This window comes from Vibrio sp. 10N.261.45.E2 (assembly GCF_002875705.1).
GTDB lineage: Bacteria > Pseudomonadota > Gammaproteobacteria > Enterobacterales > Vibrionaceae > Vibrio.
Window position 1 is genome coordinate 1 of the sequence record NZ_MCZZ01000111.1, and the last position, 17,662, is coordinate 17,662.

At 44.9% G+C, this 17,662-nt stretch carries 19 protein-coding genes and 1 other RNA gene; 11 read left to right on the top strand and 9 right to left on the bottom strand.

From position 1 onward, the window contains the following. Positions 1-134: 134 nt before the first annotated feature. The 5 genes from serA to zapA form a co-directional block, all read right to left on the bottom strand. Positions 135-1,364, bottom strand: coding sequence for a phosphoglycerate dehydrogenase (serA, locus tag BCT34_RS07935; protein WP_076655850.1), 1,230 nt, complete (start codon positions 1,362-1,364; stop codon positions 135-137). Positions 1,365-1,625: 261 nt separating this feature from the next. Further along, positions 1,626-2,282 (bottom strand): ribose-5-phosphate isomerase RpiA, encoded by a 657-nt coding sequence (gene rpiA, locus BCT34_RS07940; protein ID WP_076655852.1) that lies wholly within the window; start codon positions 2,280-2,282, stop codon positions 1,626-1,628. A gap of 101 nt (positions 2,283-2,383) precedes the next feature. After that, positions 2,384-2,983 carry a 5-formyltetrahydrofolate cyclo-ligase gene (locus tag BCT34_RS07945; protein WP_076655855.1) on the bottom strand — a complete coding sequence of 200 codons (600 nt, stop codon included), beginning with the start codon at positions 2,981-2,983 and terminating at the stop codon, positions 2,384-2,386. 6 nt (positions 2,984-2,989) lie between these two features. Next, positions 2,990-3,172, bottom strand: a non-coding RNA gene (ssrS, locus tag BCT34_RS07950) — 6S RNA. Between the two features lie 11 nt (positions 3,173-3,183). After that, entirely contained in the window at positions 3,184-3,492 is a 309-nt protein-coding gene (zapA, locus tag BCT34_RS07955) for a cell division protein ZapA (protein ID WP_004735366.1), read from the bottom strand. 308 nt (positions 3,493-3,800) lie between these two features. On the opposite strand from zapA, the gene BCT34_RS07960 reads away from it, so the two are divergent. The 3 genes from BCT34_RS07960 to BCT34_RS07970 are packed head-to-tail and all read left to right on the top strand — an operon-like array spanning position 3,801 to position 6,813. Next, the gene (locus tag BCT34_RS07960) at positions 3,801-4,376 is read left to right on the top strand and encodes a YecA family protein (protein ID WP_076655858.1); all 576 of its coding nucleotides are present in this window, start codon (positions 3,801-3,803) and stop codon (positions 4,374-4,376) included. Between the two features lie 23 nt (positions 4,377-4,399). Then, positions 4,400-5,578 carry a 2-octaprenyl-6-methoxyphenyl hydroxylase gene (gene ubiH / locus BCT34_RS07965; RefSeq protein WP_076655861.1) on the top strand — a complete coding sequence of 393 codons (1,179 nt, stop codon included), beginning with the start codon at positions 4,400-4,402 and terminating at the stop codon, positions 5,576-5,578. 11 nt (positions 5,579-5,589) lie between these two features. Further along, on the top strand, positions 5,590-6,813 hold the full coding sequence (locus BCT34_RS07970) for an FAD-dependent 2-octaprenylphenol hydroxylase (protein ID WP_102300461.1): 1,224 nt from the start codon (positions 5,590-5,592) through the stop codon (positions 6,811-6,813). A 111-nt stretch (positions 6,814-6,924) separates the two neighbouring features. Here BCT34_RS07970 and BCT34_RS07975 read toward each other — a convergent pair whose 3' ends face one another. The 3 genes from BCT34_RS07975 to ygfZ form a co-directional block, all read right to left on the bottom strand. Next, complete coding sequence (locus tag BCT34_RS07975) at positions 6,925-7,131, bottom strand: DUF1107 domain-containing protein (protein WP_009847660.1); 207 nt, start codon at positions 7,129-7,131, stop codon at positions 6,925-6,927. A gap of 563 nt (positions 7,132-7,694) precedes the next feature. Continuing rightward, complete coding sequence (locus tag BCT34_RS07980; RefSeq protein ID WP_076655867.1) at positions 7,695-8,156, bottom strand: YbaK/EbsC family protein; 462 nt, start codon at positions 8,154-8,156, stop codon at positions 7,695-7,697. Positions 8,157-8,160: 4 nt separating this feature from the next. Continuing rightward, positions 8,161-9,132: a tRNA-modifying protein YgfZ gene (gene ygfZ, locus BCT34_RS07985; protein WP_076655870.1), complete on the bottom strand. Its 972-nt coding sequence runs from the start codon at positions 9,130-9,132 to the stop codon at positions 8,161-8,163. Positions 9,133-9,299: 167 nt separating this feature from the next. Here ygfZ and BCT34_RS07990 point away from each other — a divergent pair, with 167 nt between their 5' ends. Both BCT34_RS07990 and BCT34_RS24410 read left to right on the top strand, forming a co-directional pair. After that, the gene (locus tag BCT34_RS07990; RefSeq protein WP_004735374.1) at positions 9,300-9,560 is read left to right on the top strand and encodes a succinate dehydrogenase assembly factor 2; all 261 of its coding nucleotides are present in this window, start codon (positions 9,300-9,302) and stop codon (positions 9,558-9,560) included. Further along, positions 9,508-9,927 (top strand): protein YgfX, encoded by a 420-nt coding sequence (locus BCT34_RS24410; protein ID WP_102300462.1) that lies wholly within the window; start codon positions 9,508-9,510, stop codon positions 9,925-9,927. Before BCT34_RS07990 ends, BCT34_RS24410 begins: the two co-directional genes overlap by 53 nt. Before the next feature lie 135 nt (positions 9,928-10,062). Here the strand turns inward: BCT34_RS24410 and nadB are convergent, their stop codons facing one another. Then, complete coding sequence (nadB, locus tag BCT34_RS08000; RefSeq protein WP_076655876.1) at positions 10,063-11,679, bottom strand: L-aspartate oxidase; 1,617 nt, start codon at positions 11,677-11,679, stop codon at positions 10,063-10,065. A gap of 389 nt (positions 11,680-12,068) precedes the next feature. Here nadB and rpoE point away from each other — a divergent pair, with 389 nt between their 5' ends. The 6 genes from rpoE (at position 12,069) to lepB (ending at position 17,648) form a co-directional block, all read left to right on the top strand. Then, a complete protein-coding gene (gene rpoE, locus BCT34_RS08005; protein ID WP_008223963.1) occupies positions 12,069-12,647 on the top strand; it encodes an RNA polymerase sigma factor RpoE in 579 nt (192 codons plus the stop codon). A gap of 26 nt (positions 12,648-12,673) precedes the next feature. Then, positions 12,674-13,297 carry a sigma-E factor negative regulatory protein gene (locus BCT34_RS08010; RefSeq protein WP_048605810.1) on the top strand — a complete coding sequence of 208 codons (624 nt, stop codon included), beginning with the start codon at positions 12,674-12,676 and terminating at the stop codon, positions 13,295-13,297. Then, positions 13,294-14,256 carry a sigma-E factor regulatory protein RseB gene (gene rseB / locus BCT34_RS08015; protein WP_076655879.1) on the top strand — a complete coding sequence of 321 codons (963 nt, stop codon included), beginning with the start codon at positions 13,294-13,296 and terminating at the stop codon, positions 14,254-14,256. The genes BCT34_RS08010 and rseB overlap by 4 nt, the downstream gene beginning before the upstream one ends. Then, positions 14,253-14,723, top strand: a complete 471-nt coding sequence (locus tag BCT34_RS08020) for a SoxR reducing system RseC family protein (protein ID WP_076655882.1) — start codon at positions 14,253-14,255, stop codon at positions 14,721-14,723. Before rseB ends, BCT34_RS08020 begins: the two co-directional genes overlap by 4 nt. Before the next feature lie 137 nt (positions 14,724-14,860). Beyond that, positions 14,861-16,654 carry a translation elongation factor 4 gene (lepA, locus tag BCT34_RS08025; protein WP_076655885.1) on the top strand — a complete coding sequence of 598 codons (1,794 nt, stop codon included), beginning with the start codon at positions 14,861-14,863 and terminating at the stop codon, positions 16,652-16,654. 97 nt (positions 16,655-16,751) lie between these two features. Next, positions 16,752-17,648 (top strand): signal peptidase I, encoded by an 897-nt coding sequence (gene lepB / locus BCT34_RS08030; protein WP_076655888.1) that lies wholly within the window; start codon positions 16,752-16,754, stop codon positions 17,646-17,648. Positions 17,649-17,662: the final 14 nt, after the last annotated feature.

Genomic DNA, 17,662 nt, shown 5'->3' on the forward strand with positions numbered 1-17,662 from the left:
TTAACGGAATTGGTATAATTAAAACGCTATAAAAGGTTTTGGATCATGATGATCTAATCACCTACCATAGGCCAAATACTAAAAAGGCTCTCACTATGAGAGCCTTTTTGCGTTTCTAATATTGAGCTCGATGATTAGTGAAGTAGACGAGCACGGATTGTGCCTTCGATCTCTTTCAGTTTAAGCAGTGCTTCTTCTGAACGATCCGCTTCTACATCGATAACTACATAACCCATATCTGCCGCAGTCTGTAGGTACTGACCCGCGATGTTGATGCCTTCTTCTGCGAAGATGGTGTTGATCTGAGTTAGGATACCCGGACGGTTCTCGTGAATGTGTAATAGACGAGATGTGCCCGTGTGCAGTGGTAGTGATACCTCTGGGAAGTTAACACTTGATAGCGTAGAGCCATTATCAGAGTACTTCGCTAGCTTACCCGCTACTTCAACACCGATGTTCTCTTGTGCTTCTTGAGTAGAACCACCTACGTGAGGAGTAAGAATCACATTGTCGAATTGCATCAATGGAGACTCAAATGGGTCTGCATTGGTTTTTGGTTCTGTTGGGAAAACATCGATAGCTGCACCTGAAAGGTGACCAGAATCTAGAGCACCACAAAGAGCTGGGATATCAACTACCGTGCCACGAGCTGCATTGATAAAGATAGAACCAGGCTTCATGCGCTCAAACTCTTCTTTACCCATCATGTTCTTGGTTTCGTTGGTTTCAGGAACGTGCAAAGAGATCACGTCACACTTGTTCAACAGTTCCGTCATGGTGTGAACTTGCGTTGCGTTACCCAGTGAAAGCTTGTTTTCAATATCGTAGAAGTAAACACGCATACCTAGGTTTTCCGCAATAATACCCAGCTGAGTACCAATGTGACCGTAACCGATAATACCTAAACGCTTACCACGAGCTTCGTAAGAGTTGTCTGCACTCTTTTTCCAGATACCACGGTGCGCAAGAGCGTTCTTTTCTGGGATGCCACGTAGTAGCAATAGAACCTGACCAAGAACTAGCTCTGCAACACTACGTGTATTTGAGAATGGTGCGTTGAAGACAGGTACACCACGTTTTGCGGCCGCTTTAAGGTTTACTTGGTTAGTACCGATACAGAAACAACCGATCGCAACCAACTTTTCAGCAGCATCAATCACTTCTTGGGAAAGGTTTGTGCGAGAACGAATACCGATGAAGTGAGCATCTTTAACTGCTTCAAGAAGTTCATCTTCAGGTAGTGAGCCTTTATGGTACTCAATATTTGTGTAACCAGCGGCTTGAAGTACTTCTACTGAAGAAGGGTGAAGACCTTCTAGAAGTAGAATTTTGATTTTTTCTTTTTCCAGTGAAACTTTGGCCATTGTTCTCGTCCTTAAAATGGAAAGGTTGGGCAAATGCGGCGCACGTGCTACAAAATGGCTGAAAGGGGAACAAATTCACCACTTTGTTAGGAGACAAACGTTTTCCCTGTGCGTCTTCTGAACAATAAAGTAACAAAAAAAAAATGATTTGGGTAAGAAAATTACGGAATAAGACATAATTTTACAACGATAAAGCAAAAAAAACGGCGCCCTAGGGCACCGTATGTAATGAAGTAACAGAAAAACTCAATCTTCTATTATTTATTCTTCGATTTTTGCACCTTCAGGTGTACCTGTGATAACCACATCAGCACCACGGTGAGCGAACAGACCAACCGTTACCACACCAGCAATACCATTGATGATGTCTTCTAGTTGTTTTGGGTTTTCGATCGCCATGCCGTAAACGTCTAGGATCATGTTGCCGTTATCGGTTGTACAACCTTCGCGGTAAACTGGGTCACCACCAAGCTTAACTAGCTCACGTGCCACGTATGAACGTGCCATTGGGATAACTTCTACAGGTAGAGGGAATTTACCCAGTACATCAACAGCTTTCGTGCCATCAACAATACAGACAAATTTATCAGAGATAGCCGCTACGATTTTTTCACGAGTTAGAGCTGCACCGCCGCCCTTGATCATGTCGCGAGTTGGGTTGATCTCGTCTGCGCCATCAACATAGATGTCTAGCTTAGCGACATCGTTACACTCATACACTTTGATCTCTAACTCTTCTAGGCGTTGCGTTGAAGCAACAGAGCTTGAAACTGCACCTTTGATTTTGTCTTTCATTGTGCCTAGTGCGTCGATGAAGTGATTTACTGTAGAGCCAGTACCAACACCTACAATGCTGCCTTCTTCAACATATTTAAGTGCTGCCCAACCAGCTGCTTTTTTCATTTCATCTTGAGTCATGCCATTCTCCTGAATAAGATCTTGCGCTTTGAATTAGTCGTTCGTGTATTAAGTTAACGTTTGTATATCAAGGTTAACGTTTGCGGCGCGATTATAGCGCTTTAATGGTTGTTTTCCCATTGCCAAGTTTTACTTGGAGTCACGATTTTAGGTAACGGAATGTCCCACTCTTCAATCGGTAGGGTATCAACATGTTGGCAATCATGAGCCAAACCAATAGGAGTTGCGCCTTGTCCTGTCTCGAACCACTTCGCTAAGGTGCGATCGTAATATCCGCCGCCCATACCTAAACGATGACCGTGAGAGTCAAAGCCGACAAGGGGCGTAAGAATGAGGTCGAGTTGCTGACATGGTTTAACCAGCATCTGATTCAGCTGAGGTTCGACAATACCGTACTTATTTAAAACGGTCGGTGTGGTTGGCGAGTAGTGTAGGAACAGCAAATGCCCGGCAGAGAAGGGGTGTAATACTGGTAAATAAGTTTGCTTACCTTGCGCCCATAACCACTCGATTAAAGGTTGGGTATCGAGTTCGCCATCGATAGATATATAGAGGGCAATATGCTGAGCAGACTGAATCTCATTGAGTTGAGAACACTGATTAACTAAGTCTATACCGGATTGAGTTTGTTGGTCGCCAGATAAGGCATTGCGTTTGATACGGATCTGTTTGCGAAATTCGCTGCGTGTGAGCGTCTTCATAAGAAGGGATACCCCAAAGTGCCGTTGAGAATAGATGGCCCTTGAACCAGCGAGTTCAAGGCGGATCAGCAATGATTACCGTAGGCTTCTCGGCGGACCGAGCATGCTCAATAGCACTCAAGTACTAACCCTTAGGGATTGCTTATCGGCTCGGGGACGTGAATCCTCTGACAAACACTCCAGGGTAAATTTTGTGTACGCTATTGCTGTCCGTGCTTAACTTTACTGAGGACATCTGAAAGTGATGTCGTGAGCTGTTCCATTCGCTCGGTCAGTGCGTTTTGTTCATCATTTGCTTCAAACTTCTTGGTTTGTAATTCGTAGCAAATATTCAGAGCTGCGATAGTCAGCAGCTTCACTTCATTGGTTACCTTAGTACGTTCAGCCATCTCTTTCAATCGATTATCAAGATCGGCCGCCGCTGCAATCAATGACTCTTCTTGCCCTGGTGGACAATTCACTCGAGTCAGTTTTCCTAATATTTCAACGTCTACCGCTTGATTACTCATGATGGATGAACTCTTTAACGCGCTATTTTAAGGCTGTTGCCCTTCGCCATTTTTTGAGAAAGAAAAAGTGCAAGTACCGATGAGGAAGCAATCTCCTCTGAGGGAGAAACTATAGGTAAACCGCTATTAAGATTCAAGCTTTTCAGAGTGACTGTTTGTAAATGAGAGCTTGAGCACACAGTAATTCAGCAAATTGAACAATTGGTAGTCAGTCATCCTTCAATTGCTGGGGATCGATGCTTACCAGAATTGGGGTGAAGTGGTACGATTATACTATCGATATAAAGAATAACTGAGCGAGCTATCTGATGAGCGAAACTACTTTACCTGACTACCTAACGGTTGCGACTGAACTTCAATCGGCAAGTCTAGCCGTAACCCCTGCTGAGATGCACGGTTTATTAACGGGTATGTTAAGCGGAGGCTTAAACCTTGCAGATAAGAGCTGGCAACCACTGATTTTCGATTACACCAATGAAGGCATGGGTTGGCCCGATCGCGCATTAACGCTAGCGGAAGCAACACTGAAAGTAACGACCAGTGAAATCACAGGTTCAGGCATGGAATTGTCTATGTTGCTGCCTGATGAAGACGCAAGTGCAAGCCTGTTTGACTTGGCTGACGGTGTGTCTGATTGGATTAACCATTTCATCTCTGGTTTAGGTTTGGTTGGCGCTCAATTGAACAAAGCGTCTGATAGCACCAAAGAAGCATTGGCTGATCTCGAAGAGATGGCAAAGCTAGGCATTGACGAAGATGATGATATGGAAGAACAAGCGCAGCTTCTAGAACACGTTATTGAGCACGTAAAAGCGTGTGCACTAACGATTCATGCTGAATTCGGTGCACGCACATCTGAAGATGCGGCTCCAACCATTCACTAATCGCTTTCCGGTTTGAGGTTATGATGGCTCAGTATGATGTTGTAATTGCTGGTGGTGCAATGGCAGGAGCTACTTTAGCTCTTGCTTTGAATCACCTAAGTCAAGGTTCATTGTCGATTGCGGTAGTGGAGCCTTATCAGGTTGATCATCAAGCTCACCCTGGGTTTGATTCTCGTTCGATTGCTTTGTCTTATGGCACGGTGCAGATCTTGGATTCTCTGCAGTTGTGGCAATCTATCGCTCCGGTAGCGACCCCGATTAAAGATATTCATGTCTCGGATCGCGGGCACGCCGGAATGACCGACATCTACAGTGAAGAGCTTGCTGTTGATGCGCTTGGCTATGTGGTCGAGTTAGCGGATGTGGGACGAATCTATCAGCAGAAGCTAGAATCAGAAGCTGCAATTACCATGCTTTGCCCTGAGTCTGTACGTAAAGTTGAACGTGAAGAAGCGTTGACGACGATTGAACTGACAAGTGGGCAAACAGTAACAACGAAGTTATTGGTTGCTGCTGACGGTGCAATCTCAACCTGCTGCCAACAACTCAATATCTCATTGAGTGAGCATGACTTTGAACAGGTCGCTGTGATTGCCAATATCGTGGCGAGCGAACCTCATCATGGTAGAGCGTTTGAGCGTTTTACTCATCATGGGCCAGTTGCTCTATTACCGATGAGTGACAACCGTTTATCACTGGTTTGGTGTTTGCCACCGGAACAAGCGCAAAAAGTGATGACGTTAAACGACAATGACTTTCTTGAGCAGCTGCAGAACGATTTTGGCTGGCGACTTGGCCGACTAGAGAAAGTCGGTAAGCGTGCAAGCTACCCACTGATTCTTCGTCACCGACAGCAAAATATCTCTCACCGATTTGCCATTGTTGGGAATGCTGCTCAAACGCTTCATCCAATTGCTGGGCAAGGCTTTAACCTAGGTATCCGAGATGTGGCTTCCTTGGCAGAAGAGTTGTGTCGTCAGTTGGATGATGTAGGTCGTTACAATGGTCTTGTTAACTTTAGAAAGCGCAGAGAACAAGACAGAGACGCAACGATCACGCTGACTTCAAGCCTAGTTCATCTGTTCTCAAACGATTTTATGACCGCTCGCATTGGGCGTAATCTTGGGTTAGCCGTAATAGATAACCTTCCACCACTTAAAGGTCCACTTTTGCGTCATACGCTTGGCCTAGTAGAAAGATAAGGTAATAAATAATGATGCAAAGTGTTGATATCGCGATTGTTGGCGGTGGCATGGTTGGCCTAGCGCTTGCTGCTGCCCTGAAAGACAGTGACCTAAGAATTGCTGTCATTGAAGGCAGAGCGCCTAGCGAAGGGCTGAGGGAGCTGCCTGATGTGCGCGTGTCTGCGTTGAGTCGTTCTAGTGAAGTGATTCTTCGGAACCTAGGTGCGTGGCAAGGCATTGAACAAAGACGAGCAGCACCGTATCAAGCGATGGAAGTTTGGGAGCAGGACAGTTTCGCTCGTATTGAGTTTGACTCGACACGTTTGGCTCAGCCTAACCTTGGTCATATCGTTGAAAACCGTGTAATTCAACTAGCACTGCTTGATCAAGTTAAGAAGCAAGACAATGTTAGCCTATACATGCCAGCGACGTGTAAAACGATGGCGATTGGCGAAAGTGAAGCATGGTTAACATTGGATAATGGCCAAGCACTGACAGCTAAGCTAGTCGTAGGTGCGGATGGTGCAAATTCTTGGGTTCGTAAACAACAAGATATTCCATTAACACATTGGGATTACGGCCACAGTGCGATTGTCGCGAACATCAAAACCACAGAGCCGCACCACAACGTTGCTCGTCAAATATTCACACCTCAAGGCCCGTTGGCATTTTTACCTATGCAACCAAGCAACATGAGTTCGATTGTTTGGTCTACGGAACCCAACCGTGCCGAGAAGCTGGTATCTATGTCGGATGTTGATTTCAATAAACAGCTAACGGCAGAGTTCGACTCAAAGCTCGGATTATGTGAAGTGGTTGGTGACCGTTTTGCTTTCCCACTGCGCATGCGTTATGCCCGTGACTTCGCGGTAGAGCGTGTGGCTTTGGTTGGTGATGCAGCGCATACCATTCACCCATTAGCAGGACAGGGCGTAAACCTTGGCCTATTAGATGCAGCGAGCTTAGCGCAAGAGCTGTTAAAGCTGTGGGCTGCTGGTGAAGACATTGGCACCAAACGTAATCTACGCGGCTATGAGCGCTGGAGAAAAGCAGAGGCGGCGAAAATGATTGCTTCAATGCAGGGCTTTAAAGATCTGTTTGAAGGCGATAATCCTGCTAAGAAGCTGATTCGTAGTATTGGTATGAAGCTCGCGGGTCAATTACCGGGTGCGAAAGATGAAATCATGAAGCGAGCACTGGGTTTGTCAGGCAATCTTCCTGACTTAGCTAAGCGACCAGTAACGCATAGATAGTGACATCGTGTTCTGGTGATTTACCGAATCATCATTGATACGAAACTTGGAACGAAAAAAGGGTTGGCACGATGCCAACCCTTTTTGTTTTTAATTCTGTAGATAATCAGATCATGCGTACGCGCAGCGCAGTTTCATGATTTCACTATTTATTTCCTTCACTGTTTGAAAGTGACGTTTTTCTGCTCGGTCTGGTAGCACTAGCTTACCGTTATCAAACTCAAATTTTCCTACGCCGTAAATGTAGATTCGTCCTTTGAAAAGTCGACTTACATGTTTAGCAATCATACTCGGTGTATAGCGCTTAAACAGTCTCATTCTTAATTATCCTTATATTTACCTAGCCTGCATATTATAGAAAAACTCCGAGATAATAATTGTGATAAGCATGGAGTAATGTGCAGTAGAGATGACGTTAATTAGATATTTGTGCTGTTCTAAGCACTTTCTACAGTAAATATCTATTTTTACGTGAGCTCCTCCCCAAAATAATACTGAGTGGTTAACTGCTGTGAACTTTCCTGTCCGGTATTAAGCAGTGGTAATGTTACAAGTATAAGAATAGGCGGGATTTTTTTGTTTGTGTAATCAAATTGTAAATTTTGGACAAAAAAAAGCCCGTCTAAAACGGGCGAATAGTCACAGATGCATTACACAAAAGTGGATACTGATGTTACTCAGTGGATTCACTTGTACTGATTTGCTTAACAGCTAGTCAGTAAATTCACAATAACGCAAATTTAACTTTGTGACTACTTATGCTTTTATTTTGAGTAACTATTTATTTGATGGTGTGTTCTTCTTATGACGACGTTCACACTAAAAATGTACTCAATGAAACATTTAAATGAAGTTTGCGAGGTATGATGCGATCGAAACGATCATCGACTGATGTCAGCGACGGTCGGCGCACATAGCGCCATAAGATCATTGAGATCCAGAGCAACGCCTGCCATGCGATCACCCGAGCTAATGGTCACGATTGAGTTGTTTTTGATCGAAGGATCAAAAATGATCGGCATGTGTCTTTTTAGAGCCAAAGGGCCGACACAACCTACTTTAAAGCCGGTTATCGCTTCAACATCAGCGAGCGACACGCAGGTCATTCGACGACAATTCAGTACCGAACGAACTTTTTTGGGGTCGACAGAGCGATCGCCAGCTGTACAGGCCAACGCATACTGGTTTCCCATATCCTTGAGCAGGATGCACTTCACCATTTGAGAGGGGGCGATGCCTCGCTCTTGTGCGGTTTCTTCAATGCTGGTGGTGGGTTTGCTTTGCATCAGCAGGCGATAGTTCACCTGCTGTTGATCTAGCCATTGGGTAATCAGTGTTTCCACGTGATTACTCGTCGTCAAGGCTGTAAGGCAGTGGCAGGATATTCCATGTTTGAGCAGGTTGCGCAGCCAATCGAAGCTGAACATCATCATCCAGGTTGTTCGGTAGCACCATTAGGCCAATCGCTTGATTATCAGCAAATTGATAGACGTTGATCAGTCGACCAGCACCACGCCAGTTTTCACCCACGCTACGCTCTAGTTCAATAGGGTTCTCTAGAGACAATGTTTCTGCTGTCGGACCAGAAACAATTCGCATCTCACGCTTGTTCATGCCGCGGTACTTGGCACGAGCAACCGTTTCTTGACCTGTGTAGCAGCCTTTTGAAAAGCTGATACCACCAATCGCTTGCAGGTTAAGCGCTTGAGGGATGTGCTCATTTTGCTCGGCTTTGGTTAGGTTAGGCTGAGCATCCATAATTTCATGGTACTGCCAAAGCGCTTCTGAGACTTTCTCAGCAGCACTGTTGGTTACCAAGGCTTCAGCGGCTTCTTCTGTAACAAGTAGAACCCAGCGGTTGTCTGATACTAGAACGGCTGTACCGCCAGAGATAGCACGCACATTACCTTGGGTTTCTGAAATTGAATCAATATACTGATCTGCAGATGCGCCCATCACACCGATAACAACATCTGTTGTTTGCTCAATATCGACTTTTGAGAACACGGCGTATTTCTTGATTTCGACCAGTTCTACTTCAATCGCAGATTTAGGCTGCATGAGTGCGTAGCCGTCGTTGTGATGGAACAGACGGAAGATACTCCATACCTTCCCTTTTGCATCACAGTGCGCGCCTAATGTGGATTCATCATTAGGAAGAGTCACGACGTCGCACGTTACTTGACCTTGCAGGTACGATTTTTTGTCATCGCCTACCATGGTAATAGCGCTCCAATCTGACACGTGTGTCATCATCAGCTCTGGAAGCGAGTCATTTTGCGTATGAGCGTGTGGCTGAAATGTGTTTTTCCAATCCATTTTATCTTTCCTAAGAATTTTATTTGGCTCTATGTTAATCCTGTTCTGTTTCTTTGTCAGCCTAGGTTTTTTTGTGAGCTTAGATAGGGACTGTGACTCACATAGTAGTTGCAGAGCGTATGACTTGTTACACTCCGAGAAAGAAAAATTATAGGTGAGGATAGCCAATGTACACTGCAGAGCAGAAAGCACGAATTAAATGGGGTTGCCGTCGCGGCATGTTAGAACTTGATGTAGTCATCATGCCATTTTTCGAAGAGTGTTTTGATTCATTGCAAGAGCAGGAACAGCGCGAGTTTGTTTCTCTACTAGAGTGTGATGACCCAGATTTGTTTACTTGGGTGATGGGACACGGACGCAGTGAAAACCTAGGCCATGCATCAATGGTTGATAAAATTGTCGCACACAACCTCAGCAAGGTTCGTTAAGCTTCAGCTTAACCCTTCGTATTCCGCATTATTTGCAAAAGGCACTATTCTTGGGTGCCTTTTGTTTTTCATCGTTCTATCTTCTATCCCACTTGCCGTCAACCTTTATTGCTTAGCTTTAACGATTCGCTTGTTCAGAAATAACCATATGATGCTAAACAGTGCCTATGGGCGTTTTGATTACAAAGAGGATGGTGATATTCGACTCAATGAGCGAACTTACCGACTAAAGTCCGTTGATAAAATCTGGGCGCAGTTCTTCGTTAAATTGCAGTTTGAGTGCGGGCACTCGGTATTGCTTTGGCGGGACAGTTGTTGCGAGCATGAATATCGTCACTTTCTGGCGCACTTACAACGAGCACGCTAGACAAGCAGTAGCATTCGATGAGAAAAAGTCTTAGATAAAAGAAAGTGTTAGAAAAAAGGAAAGGGAGCACTTGGCTCCCCTTTGTTTGATTACTTTTTGCTGACGACTAATCAGCTGATCACATTTAACCAATTATTATGATTGGCGTTTCTCTGGCGTCAGAATCGTTGGGCCACTGTCTTCAGCAAGCTCAGGATAATCCAATGTGTAGTGAAGGCCGCGACTCTCTTTACGTTGCATCGCACAGCGAACCATTAGCTCAGCGACCTGTAGCAAGTTACGCAGTTCTAACAGGTTATTCGAAACCTTAAAGTAGCTGTAGTACTCATGAGTTTCTTGTTGCAACATCTGAATACGACGCAATGCACGTTCTAGTCGTTTATCTGTTCTAACAATGCCCATGTAATCCCACATGAACAGGCGTAGCTCGTGCCAGTTGTGTTGAATGATAACTTCTTCATCACTGTTGGTGACTTGGCTTTCATCCCATGCAGGAAGCTCTGCACACAGTTGAGATTGATCGATGTTTTCAACGATATCTTTTGCTGCCGCCCATGCGTAAACCACACACTCAAGCAATGAGTTAGAAGCCATACGGTTTGCACCGTGCAAGCCGGTATAGCTCACTTCGCCAATCGCGTACAAGTTAGTTAGGTCTGTTTGACCCTGTTTATTCACCATGACACCACCACAGGTGTAGTGGGCTGCCGGTACGATAGGGATCGGCTCTTTGGTCATATCGATACCCAAGTCCATCAAACGAGTGTGGATCATTGGGAAATGCGCCGTGATGAATTCTTCAGGCTTGTGGCTGATATCAACATACATGCAGTCAGCACCCAAGCGCTTCATTTCGAAGTCAATCGCGCGAGCAACCACGTCACGTGGAGCCAGTTCACCGCGCTCATCGAAGTCCTTCATAAAGCGAGAACCATCTGGACGACGTAAGTAAGCACCTTCACCACGCAGTGCTTCCGTTAGTAGGAAGTTACGTGCTTCTGGGTGGAACAGGCAAGTCGGGTGGAACTGGTTGAACTCAAGGTTTGCCACACGACAACCCGCACGCCAAGCGATAGCAATACCATCACCTGAAGAGACATCTGGATTAGAGGTATATTGGTAAACCTTTGAAGCGCCGCCTGTTGCTAATACAACAAACTTAGCGCGCACGGTTTCAACGTGTTCTTGGTTACGGTTCCAAATGTAGGCTCCGATAACCTTGTCTTTCGAACCACCAATCTTATCTTCAGTGATCAAATCCAGCGCGTTGTGGCGCTCGAAGATCTCGATATTTGGATGGTTGTTGACGTTATCTTGTAGTGAAGTTTGCATCGCCATGCCAGTTGCATCGGCAGCGTGCAGAATTCTGCGGTGACTGTGGCCCCCCTCACGAGTGAGGTGATATTTCGGTTGGCCGTCTGTGCTGTTCTCATCTTTATCAAATGGAACACCACCATCAATCAGCCATTGCACACACTCTTTAGCATTTTCAGCAATGAATTGAACTGTATCTTCTTCGCATAACCCAGCCCCAGCTATTTGAGTATCTTCTACATGAGACTCAATACTGTCCGACTCATCGAATACCGCGGCGATACCACCTTGTGCGTAATACGTCGATCCTTCGCTGCGTGGTCCTTTGCTTAATACAATTACTTTTGCATGTTCTGCTACGCGTAAGGCTAATGACAAGCCTGCCGCACCACTTCCTACCACTAATACATCACACTGATGTTCACGGTTTGCGTTCATAAAACTTATTAAATCCCGGGCTATAGTCGAGTTGTCCACTCTCAATTGACTTTGTCTTGTTTTAGGAGTTTGGGTAAGACTGTTATAATCTCTCCAGAGTCATCCTTAAACGCTATGCAAAATCAATATATAGACAGCTATCTAGAAATATTTAATTGCTCAATACCATTGCTTTTGCTCAAGTTTCCCCAAATTGATAGGGATAGCTATTTTTATTACATCACATTGTGAAACAATAATGGCAAATAATTTTAAGAAAGTTGGAACTTTCGGTATTTGGCTTAGTCACAATAGTGCTCTTGTAGACGGTGGTGTCAATACTACATTTCGCATAATTAGTACCCATATCTGTGAAGGTGAGGGTTATAACAATAGGAGTACCCGCTCGAATGAACGAGCAACTAACCGATCAAGTGTTGATTGAGCGAGTTCAGAGTGGAGATAAGCAGGCATTTAACTTACTAGTGGTTAAGTATCAAAACAAAGTTTGTAATCTTATCTCTCGATACGTGAATAATTCCGGTGATGTACCTGATGTAGCACAAGAAGCTTTTATTAAAGCTTACCGCGCGATACCTAACTTTCGTGGCGAGAGTGCCTTCTATACATGGTTGTACCGAATTGCCGTGAACACCGCTAAAAACCATATCGTTGCCCAGAGCCGTAGGCCGCCAGCAACAGATGTAGATGCAGAAGATGCAGAATATTACGAAACAGGCAGCGCGTTAAAAGAAATATCGAACCCTGAGAACTTAACGCTGTCAAAAGAATTGAAACAAGTCGTTTTTGGAGCGATTGAAGCGCTACCAGAAGATTTAAAAACTGCAATGACGTTGCGTGAGCTCGAAGGTTTGAGCTACGAAGAGATTGCAGAAGTAATGGATTGCCCTGTAGGAACCGTACGTTCGCGTATTTTCCGAGCTCGTGAAGCGGTGGAAAAGAAAATTAAACCTCTTTTACAACGCTAGAACTTGTAATAATTATGGTGAAAATAATGGCTGATAAAGAAAAGCTTTCGGCACTCATGGATGGTGAAACGATCGATAAAGCTCTCATTGTAGATCTCGAATCTGATCAAGAAAGCATGGATACCTGGCAGAGTTACCATTTAATTGGTGATGTTATGCGTGGGGATGCGCCAGAAACTCCAGAGTGGAACATTGCTAACAGTGTAGCAGCAGCGCTTGAGAACGAGCCTGCGCATGGTTCAATGTCGAACCTGCACCAAGTGAATGTTGAACCTACTGTTGCTCCAATTGAAGAGCAGCCGAAGCCGCAACAAGCGAAGCGTCAGCTTCCAGCGTGGTTACAACAGTTTGGACAAGTTGCCGTGGCAGCGTGTGTTTCATTAGCAGTTGTATTGGGCGTTCAACAATATGGTGGCAGCGATCCTGCAGCGCCAGAGCAATTGCCTGTACTCCAGACTATCCCATTTGCGGGTTCTGCGGAACCAGTAAGCTTAACGCGTGACTCTGTTGAGAAGCCAGCATCTGAAGCTAACTTGCAAGAGCAGCGTAAACGCGTTCATGCAATGCTAGAAGATTATGAGCTGCAGCTAAGATTAAACAGTGATGCATCGCCAATGCAAGATGCACATCTAGAATCGGACATTGAATGAAGAAAATCCTGGTCAGTGCACTGACACTGTTCAGCTTGATGTCTCCAACAGCCTTTGCAGAGGAAACCACTGCAAAGGCCTTGTTACATCAAATGAACGAGGCCAGTCAGCAGCTAAATTACGAACTTTCCTACATTTTGATAAAGAAGAGCAGTATTGAACCTCTTGTTTATCGCCATGCAGTTAACGACGACCAACAACTTGCACACCTTGTTTACCTAAGCGGCCCAGTTCGTGAAGTCATTCGACGTGGCAATGAAGTGAGCTACATCGAACCAGGTACTGAACCATTTACGATTCAGTCTGGCAGTATGGTTGCCCCTGTTATCCCGATGATTAATCGAGATATCGAATCCCTGAATCAGTACTACGACTTTGTGAAAGTTGGACGCTCTCGTGAAGCGGGTAGCACCACTCAAGTTCTGCGCGTCGTACCGAAAGATGGCCTTCGTTATTCTTACGTGGTTTGGGTAGACGAAAAAACGAGCCTTCCTTTGCGTGCCGACCTTTTGGATCGTGATGGTGAAGTGCTTGAACAGTACCGTACGATCTCTTACGTGGTGAACGATAAGATTGCCGAAGCAATGGGGGGCTTAAACCAAGCTCAATTGCCGAAAGTCTTATCATTACCGGAAGGCTTAGTGAGTGAAACTAACTGGCAAGCGTCTTGGATTCCTGAAGGGTTTAAGTCAAAAGAGCTTAGCCGCTATCAAATGGCAGCGACCGATAAAATGGTTGAAAGCCAGCTTTTCAGTGATGGGTTGTTTAGCTTTTCGGTTTATATCGCCGAGAAAGACGAACACTCATTGAAAGGACAGCTAGTACGTCAAGGACGTAGAACCTTGCACAGCCTAGTGATTGGCGATAAAGAAATCTCTGTCGTTGGTGACATTCCGCCAGCAACCGCTAAACGTATTGCTCAATCAGTTACGTTTAATAAATCGGTACCAGCGCAATGATGACCGCGCTGGCAACCGTTAGCTCGGTTGAACAAAAAGGTAAGCAATATTTTGTTCAATTGAGCTGCGAACAACAAACCAGTTGTAGTAGCTGTTCTTCTCAAAAAAGCTGTGGAACGGGTATTGTGACCAAGGCTGTTGGCAATAAATCTTTGTTTTGGCAGCTTAAAACCAAAAGCTTAGTTAAAGCAGGACAAATCGTAGAAATTGGCTTTCCAGAAAAAAGCCTTCTTCAGTCGGCAGCCATCGTTTATCTCATCCCACTTTTCATGTTGATGATTGGCGCGGGTTTTGGACAACTCTTGCTACAACCCTTACTCCATGGGGGCGAGGGTATTGTTATCTTAAGTGCTGCGCTGTTTACTGCTGGTGGTATTGCTTTAGCTAAGCGGTTAGCCAAACCTATGGAAGACAAATCCAAGCAAGAAGTCGTCTTGATTCGAATCCTAGGTGAGTCTCTCGTCTAATTTATGATGCTTATTGCCCTTAAATTGGGTAGAATCTGCCAACTTGATTGAAATGCCGCCACCAATGCTGACTGTAGATTGGACGCGTTGCGGCTTTCTTATTATCCCTATTCAAAGAGTTTAGTCACACCAAGCCTATGAAGCACATTCGTAATTTTTCGATTATCGCCCACATCGACCACGGTAAGTCGACCCTTTCTGACCGCTTAATCCAAGTTTGTGGAGGATTAAGTGAACGTGAGATGGCAGCTCAAGTCCTCGATTCTATGGATATAGAACGCGAGCGTGGTATTACAATTAAAGCGCAGAGTGTGACTTTAGATTACAAAGCTAAAGATGGTGAAACTTACCAACTTAACTTTATCGACACTCCTGGACACGTAGACTTCTCTTACGAAGTATCTCGTTCTCTAGCGGCTTGTGAAGGAGCGCTACTTGTAGTGGATGCTGGCCAAGGTGTTGAAGCACAAACTCTAGCAAACTGTTACACAGCAATCGAAATGGAACTGGAAGTAGTGCCAATCTTGAACAAGATTGACTTACCTGCAGCTGAACCAGAACGTGTTGCTGAAGAGATCGAGGAAATCGTTGGTATCGATGCGATGGAAGCGACTCGCTGTTCTGCGAAAACAGGTTTGGGCGTTGATGATGTACTAGAAAATATCGTGACGGCTATTCCGCCACCGGAAGGTGATCCTGAAGCGCCTCTTCAAGCTCTGATCATTGACTCTTGGTTTGATAACTACCTTGGCGTAGTTTCTTTGGTTCGTATCAAGAACGGTACACTGAAGAAGAACGACAAGATTAAAGTAATGTCGACAGACCAAGTTTGGGGTGTTGACCGTCTAGGTATCTTCACACCGAAGCAAATCGACACTACTGAACTAAATACTGGCGAAGTAGGCTGGGTTGTTTGTGGTATTAAAGACATCCTAGGTGCACCAGTTGGTGATACGTTGACGCTTGCGAAAGGCGGCAGCACTGAACGTCTACCTGGTTTCCAAAAAGTGAAGCCTCAGGTATACGCAGGTCTATTCCCAGTATCATCTGATGACTATGAAAACTTCCGTGACGCGTTAGGCAAACTAAGCCTGAACGATGCATCACTGTTCTTTGAACCAGAAAGTTCAGCAGCACTTGGTTTTGGTTTCCGTTGTGGCTTCTTAGGAATGCTTCACATGGAGATCATCCAAGAGCGTCTAGAGCGTGAATACGACCTAGATCTAATCACAACTGCTCCAACAGTAGTGTATGAAGTTGTAAAAACTGATAAAACGGTTCTTTACGTTGATAGCCCGGCTAAACTGCCAGCGGTTAATGACCTAGACGAAATTCGTGAACCAATTGCACGCTGTAATATTCTGGTACCTTCGGATTACCTAGGTAACGTAATCACACTGTGTGTTGAGAAGCGTGGCGTACAAGTAGACATGGTTTACCACGGCAAACAAGTTGCAGTGACATATGACCTTCCTATGGCTGAAGTGGTTCTAGACTTCTTTGACCGTCTGAAGTCAACGTCTCGCGGTTATGCATCATTGGATTACAACTTCCAACGCTACGAACCATCAAACATGGTACGTGTAGACGTATTGCTGAATGGCGAAACCGTTGATGCACTTGCAATCATTACGCATAAAGATATTTCGCAGTCTCGTGGTCGTCTATTGGTAGAGAAGATGAAAGAATTCATCCCTCGTCAGATGTTCGATATCGCGATTCAAGCAGCGATTGGTAACCACATCATTGCTCGTTCTACAGTGAAACAACTGCGTAAGAACGTAATCGCAAAATGTTACGGTGGTGATATCAGTCGTAAGAAGAAACTTCTTAAGAAACAAAAAGAAGGTAAGAAGCGTATGAAGCAGATCGGTAACGTTGAGCTGCCTCAAGAAGCTTTCCTTGCAATCCTTCACGTTGGAAAAGATTAACTTTATCCAGCGGTAAACGAATAATTGAAAGTGGAAGAGTAGCTCGCTATTCTTTCACTTTCGTTATTTTTAAAGAAATGAAATTTAAGGGATATCAATGGCTAATACATTTTCGCTTATCTTAGTGATCGTAACTCTAGTGACCGGCATTGTATGGGCGTTGGAAAAGTTTGTGTGGGCGAAGAAGCGCCAGCAAAAGCTTGCTGACGTTGAAGCACAATCGAATGGCCTAGACGCTGAAACCAGCGCAAAAGTTACGGCTCAGCCTTGGTGGGTTGAGAACAGTGTGTCCATTTTCCCGGTAATTGCATTTGTTTTGATCTTGCGTTCATTCATCTATGAACCGTTTCAAATCCCTTCTGGTTCGATGATGCCAACCCTTTTGGTTGGTGATTTCATCTTAGTAGAGAAGTACGCGTATGGTCTAAAAGACCCAGTATGGCGCACTCAGTTGGTAGAAACAGGCAAGCCAGAACGTGGCGATTCAATCGTATTTAAGTACCCACCTCAGCCAAACATCGACTACATTAAGCGTGTTGTTGGTATGCCTGGTGACACGATTCGCTACAGCAGTCGTAAAGAGATCTGTATTCAGGCGAAGGGTACAAGTAGCTGTGAACCAGTGAAACTAAGTAATGTTGAAGAAAGCCAATTTATTCAAGATGGTGTGCCTCTGATTCAGCTGAACGAACAGCTTGGAGACGTAGAGCACCAGATTTTAGTTAACCCATTACGCCGTGATCGTGTGCAAGCATATCAGCCTCGCAATGGTATTAACGAATGGGTCGTTCCAGAAGGCCAGTACTTTGTGATGGGTGATAACCGTGATAACAGTGCCGATAGCCGTTACTGGGGCTTTGTCCCTGAAGCAAACCTTGTTGGTAAGGCCGTTGCTATTTGGATCAGTTTCGAATTCGAACGTGGTTCAGACAGTGTACTTCCAACGTGGATTCCTACTGGTGTGCGTTTTAATCGCATCGGTGGGATTCATTAATCGATCAATTAACA

Bases quoted from the DNA above. Each gene is read 5' to 3' on its own strand.
- serA (WP_076655850.1), bottom strand. From the start codon at position 1,364: ATGGCCAAAGTTTCACTGGAAAAAGAAAAAATCAAAATTCTACTTCTA.
- rpiA (WP_076655852.1), bottom strand. From the start codon at position 2,282: ATGACTCAAGATGAAATGAAAAAAGCAGCTGGTTGGGCAGCACTTAAA.
- BCT34_RS07945 (WP_076655855.1), bottom strand. From the start codon at position 2,983: ATGAAGACGCTCACACGCAGCGAATTTCGCAAACAGATCCGTATCAAA.
- zapA (WP_004735366.1), bottom strand. From the start codon at position 3,492: ATGAGTAATCAAGCGGTAGACGTTGAAATATTAGGAAAACTGACTCGA.
- BCT34_RS07960 (WP_076655858.1), top strand. From the start codon at position 3,801: ATGAGCGAAACTACTTTACCTGACTACCTAACGGTTGCGACTGAACTT.
- ubiH (WP_076655861.1), top strand. From the start codon at position 4,400: ATGGCTCAGTATGATGTTGTAATTGCTGGTGGTGCAATGGCAGGAGCT.
- BCT34_RS07970 (WP_102300461.1), top strand. From the start codon at position 5,590: ATGATGCAAAGTGTTGATATCGCGATTGTTGGCGGTGGCATGGTTGGC.
- BCT34_RS07975 (WP_009847660.1), bottom strand. From the start codon at position 7,131: ATGAGACTGTTTAAGCGCTATACACCGAGTATGATTGCTAAACATGTA.
- ygfZ (WP_076655870.1), bottom strand. From the start codon at position 9,132: ATGGATTGGAAAAACACATTTCAGCCACACGCTCATACGCAAAATGAC.
- BCT34_RS07990 (WP_004735374.1), top strand. From the start codon at position 9,300: ATGTACACTGCAGAGCAGAAAGCACGAATTAAATGGGGTTGCCGTCGC.
- BCT34_RS24410 (WP_102300462.1), top strand. From the start codon at position 9,508: ATGCATCAATGGTTGATAAAATTGTCGCACACAACCTCAGCAAGGTTC.
- nadB (WP_076655876.1), bottom strand. From the start codon at position 11,679: ATGAACGCAAACCGTGAACATCAGTGTGATGTATTAGTGGTAGGAAGT.
- rpoE (WP_008223963.1), top strand. From the start codon at position 12,069: ATGAACGAGCAACTAACCGATCAAGTGTTGATTGAGCGAGTTCAGAGT.
- BCT34_RS08010 (WP_048605810.1), top strand. From the start codon at position 12,674: ATGGCTGATAAAGAAAAGCTTTCGGCACTCATGGATGGTGAAACGATC.
- rseB (WP_076655879.1), top strand. From the start codon at position 13,294: ATGAAGAAAATCCTGGTCAGTGCACTGACACTGTTCAGCTTGATGTCT.
- BCT34_RS08020 (WP_076655882.1), top strand. From the start codon at position 14,253: ATGATGACCGCGCTGGCAACCGTTAGCTCGGTTGAACAAAAAGGTAAG.
- lepA (WP_076655885.1), top strand. From the start codon at position 14,861: ATGAAGCACATTCGTAATTTTTCGATTATCGCCCACATCGACCACGGT.
- lepB (WP_076655888.1), top strand. From the start codon at position 16,752: ATGGCTAATACATTTTCGCTTATCTTAGTGATCGTAACTCTAGTGACC.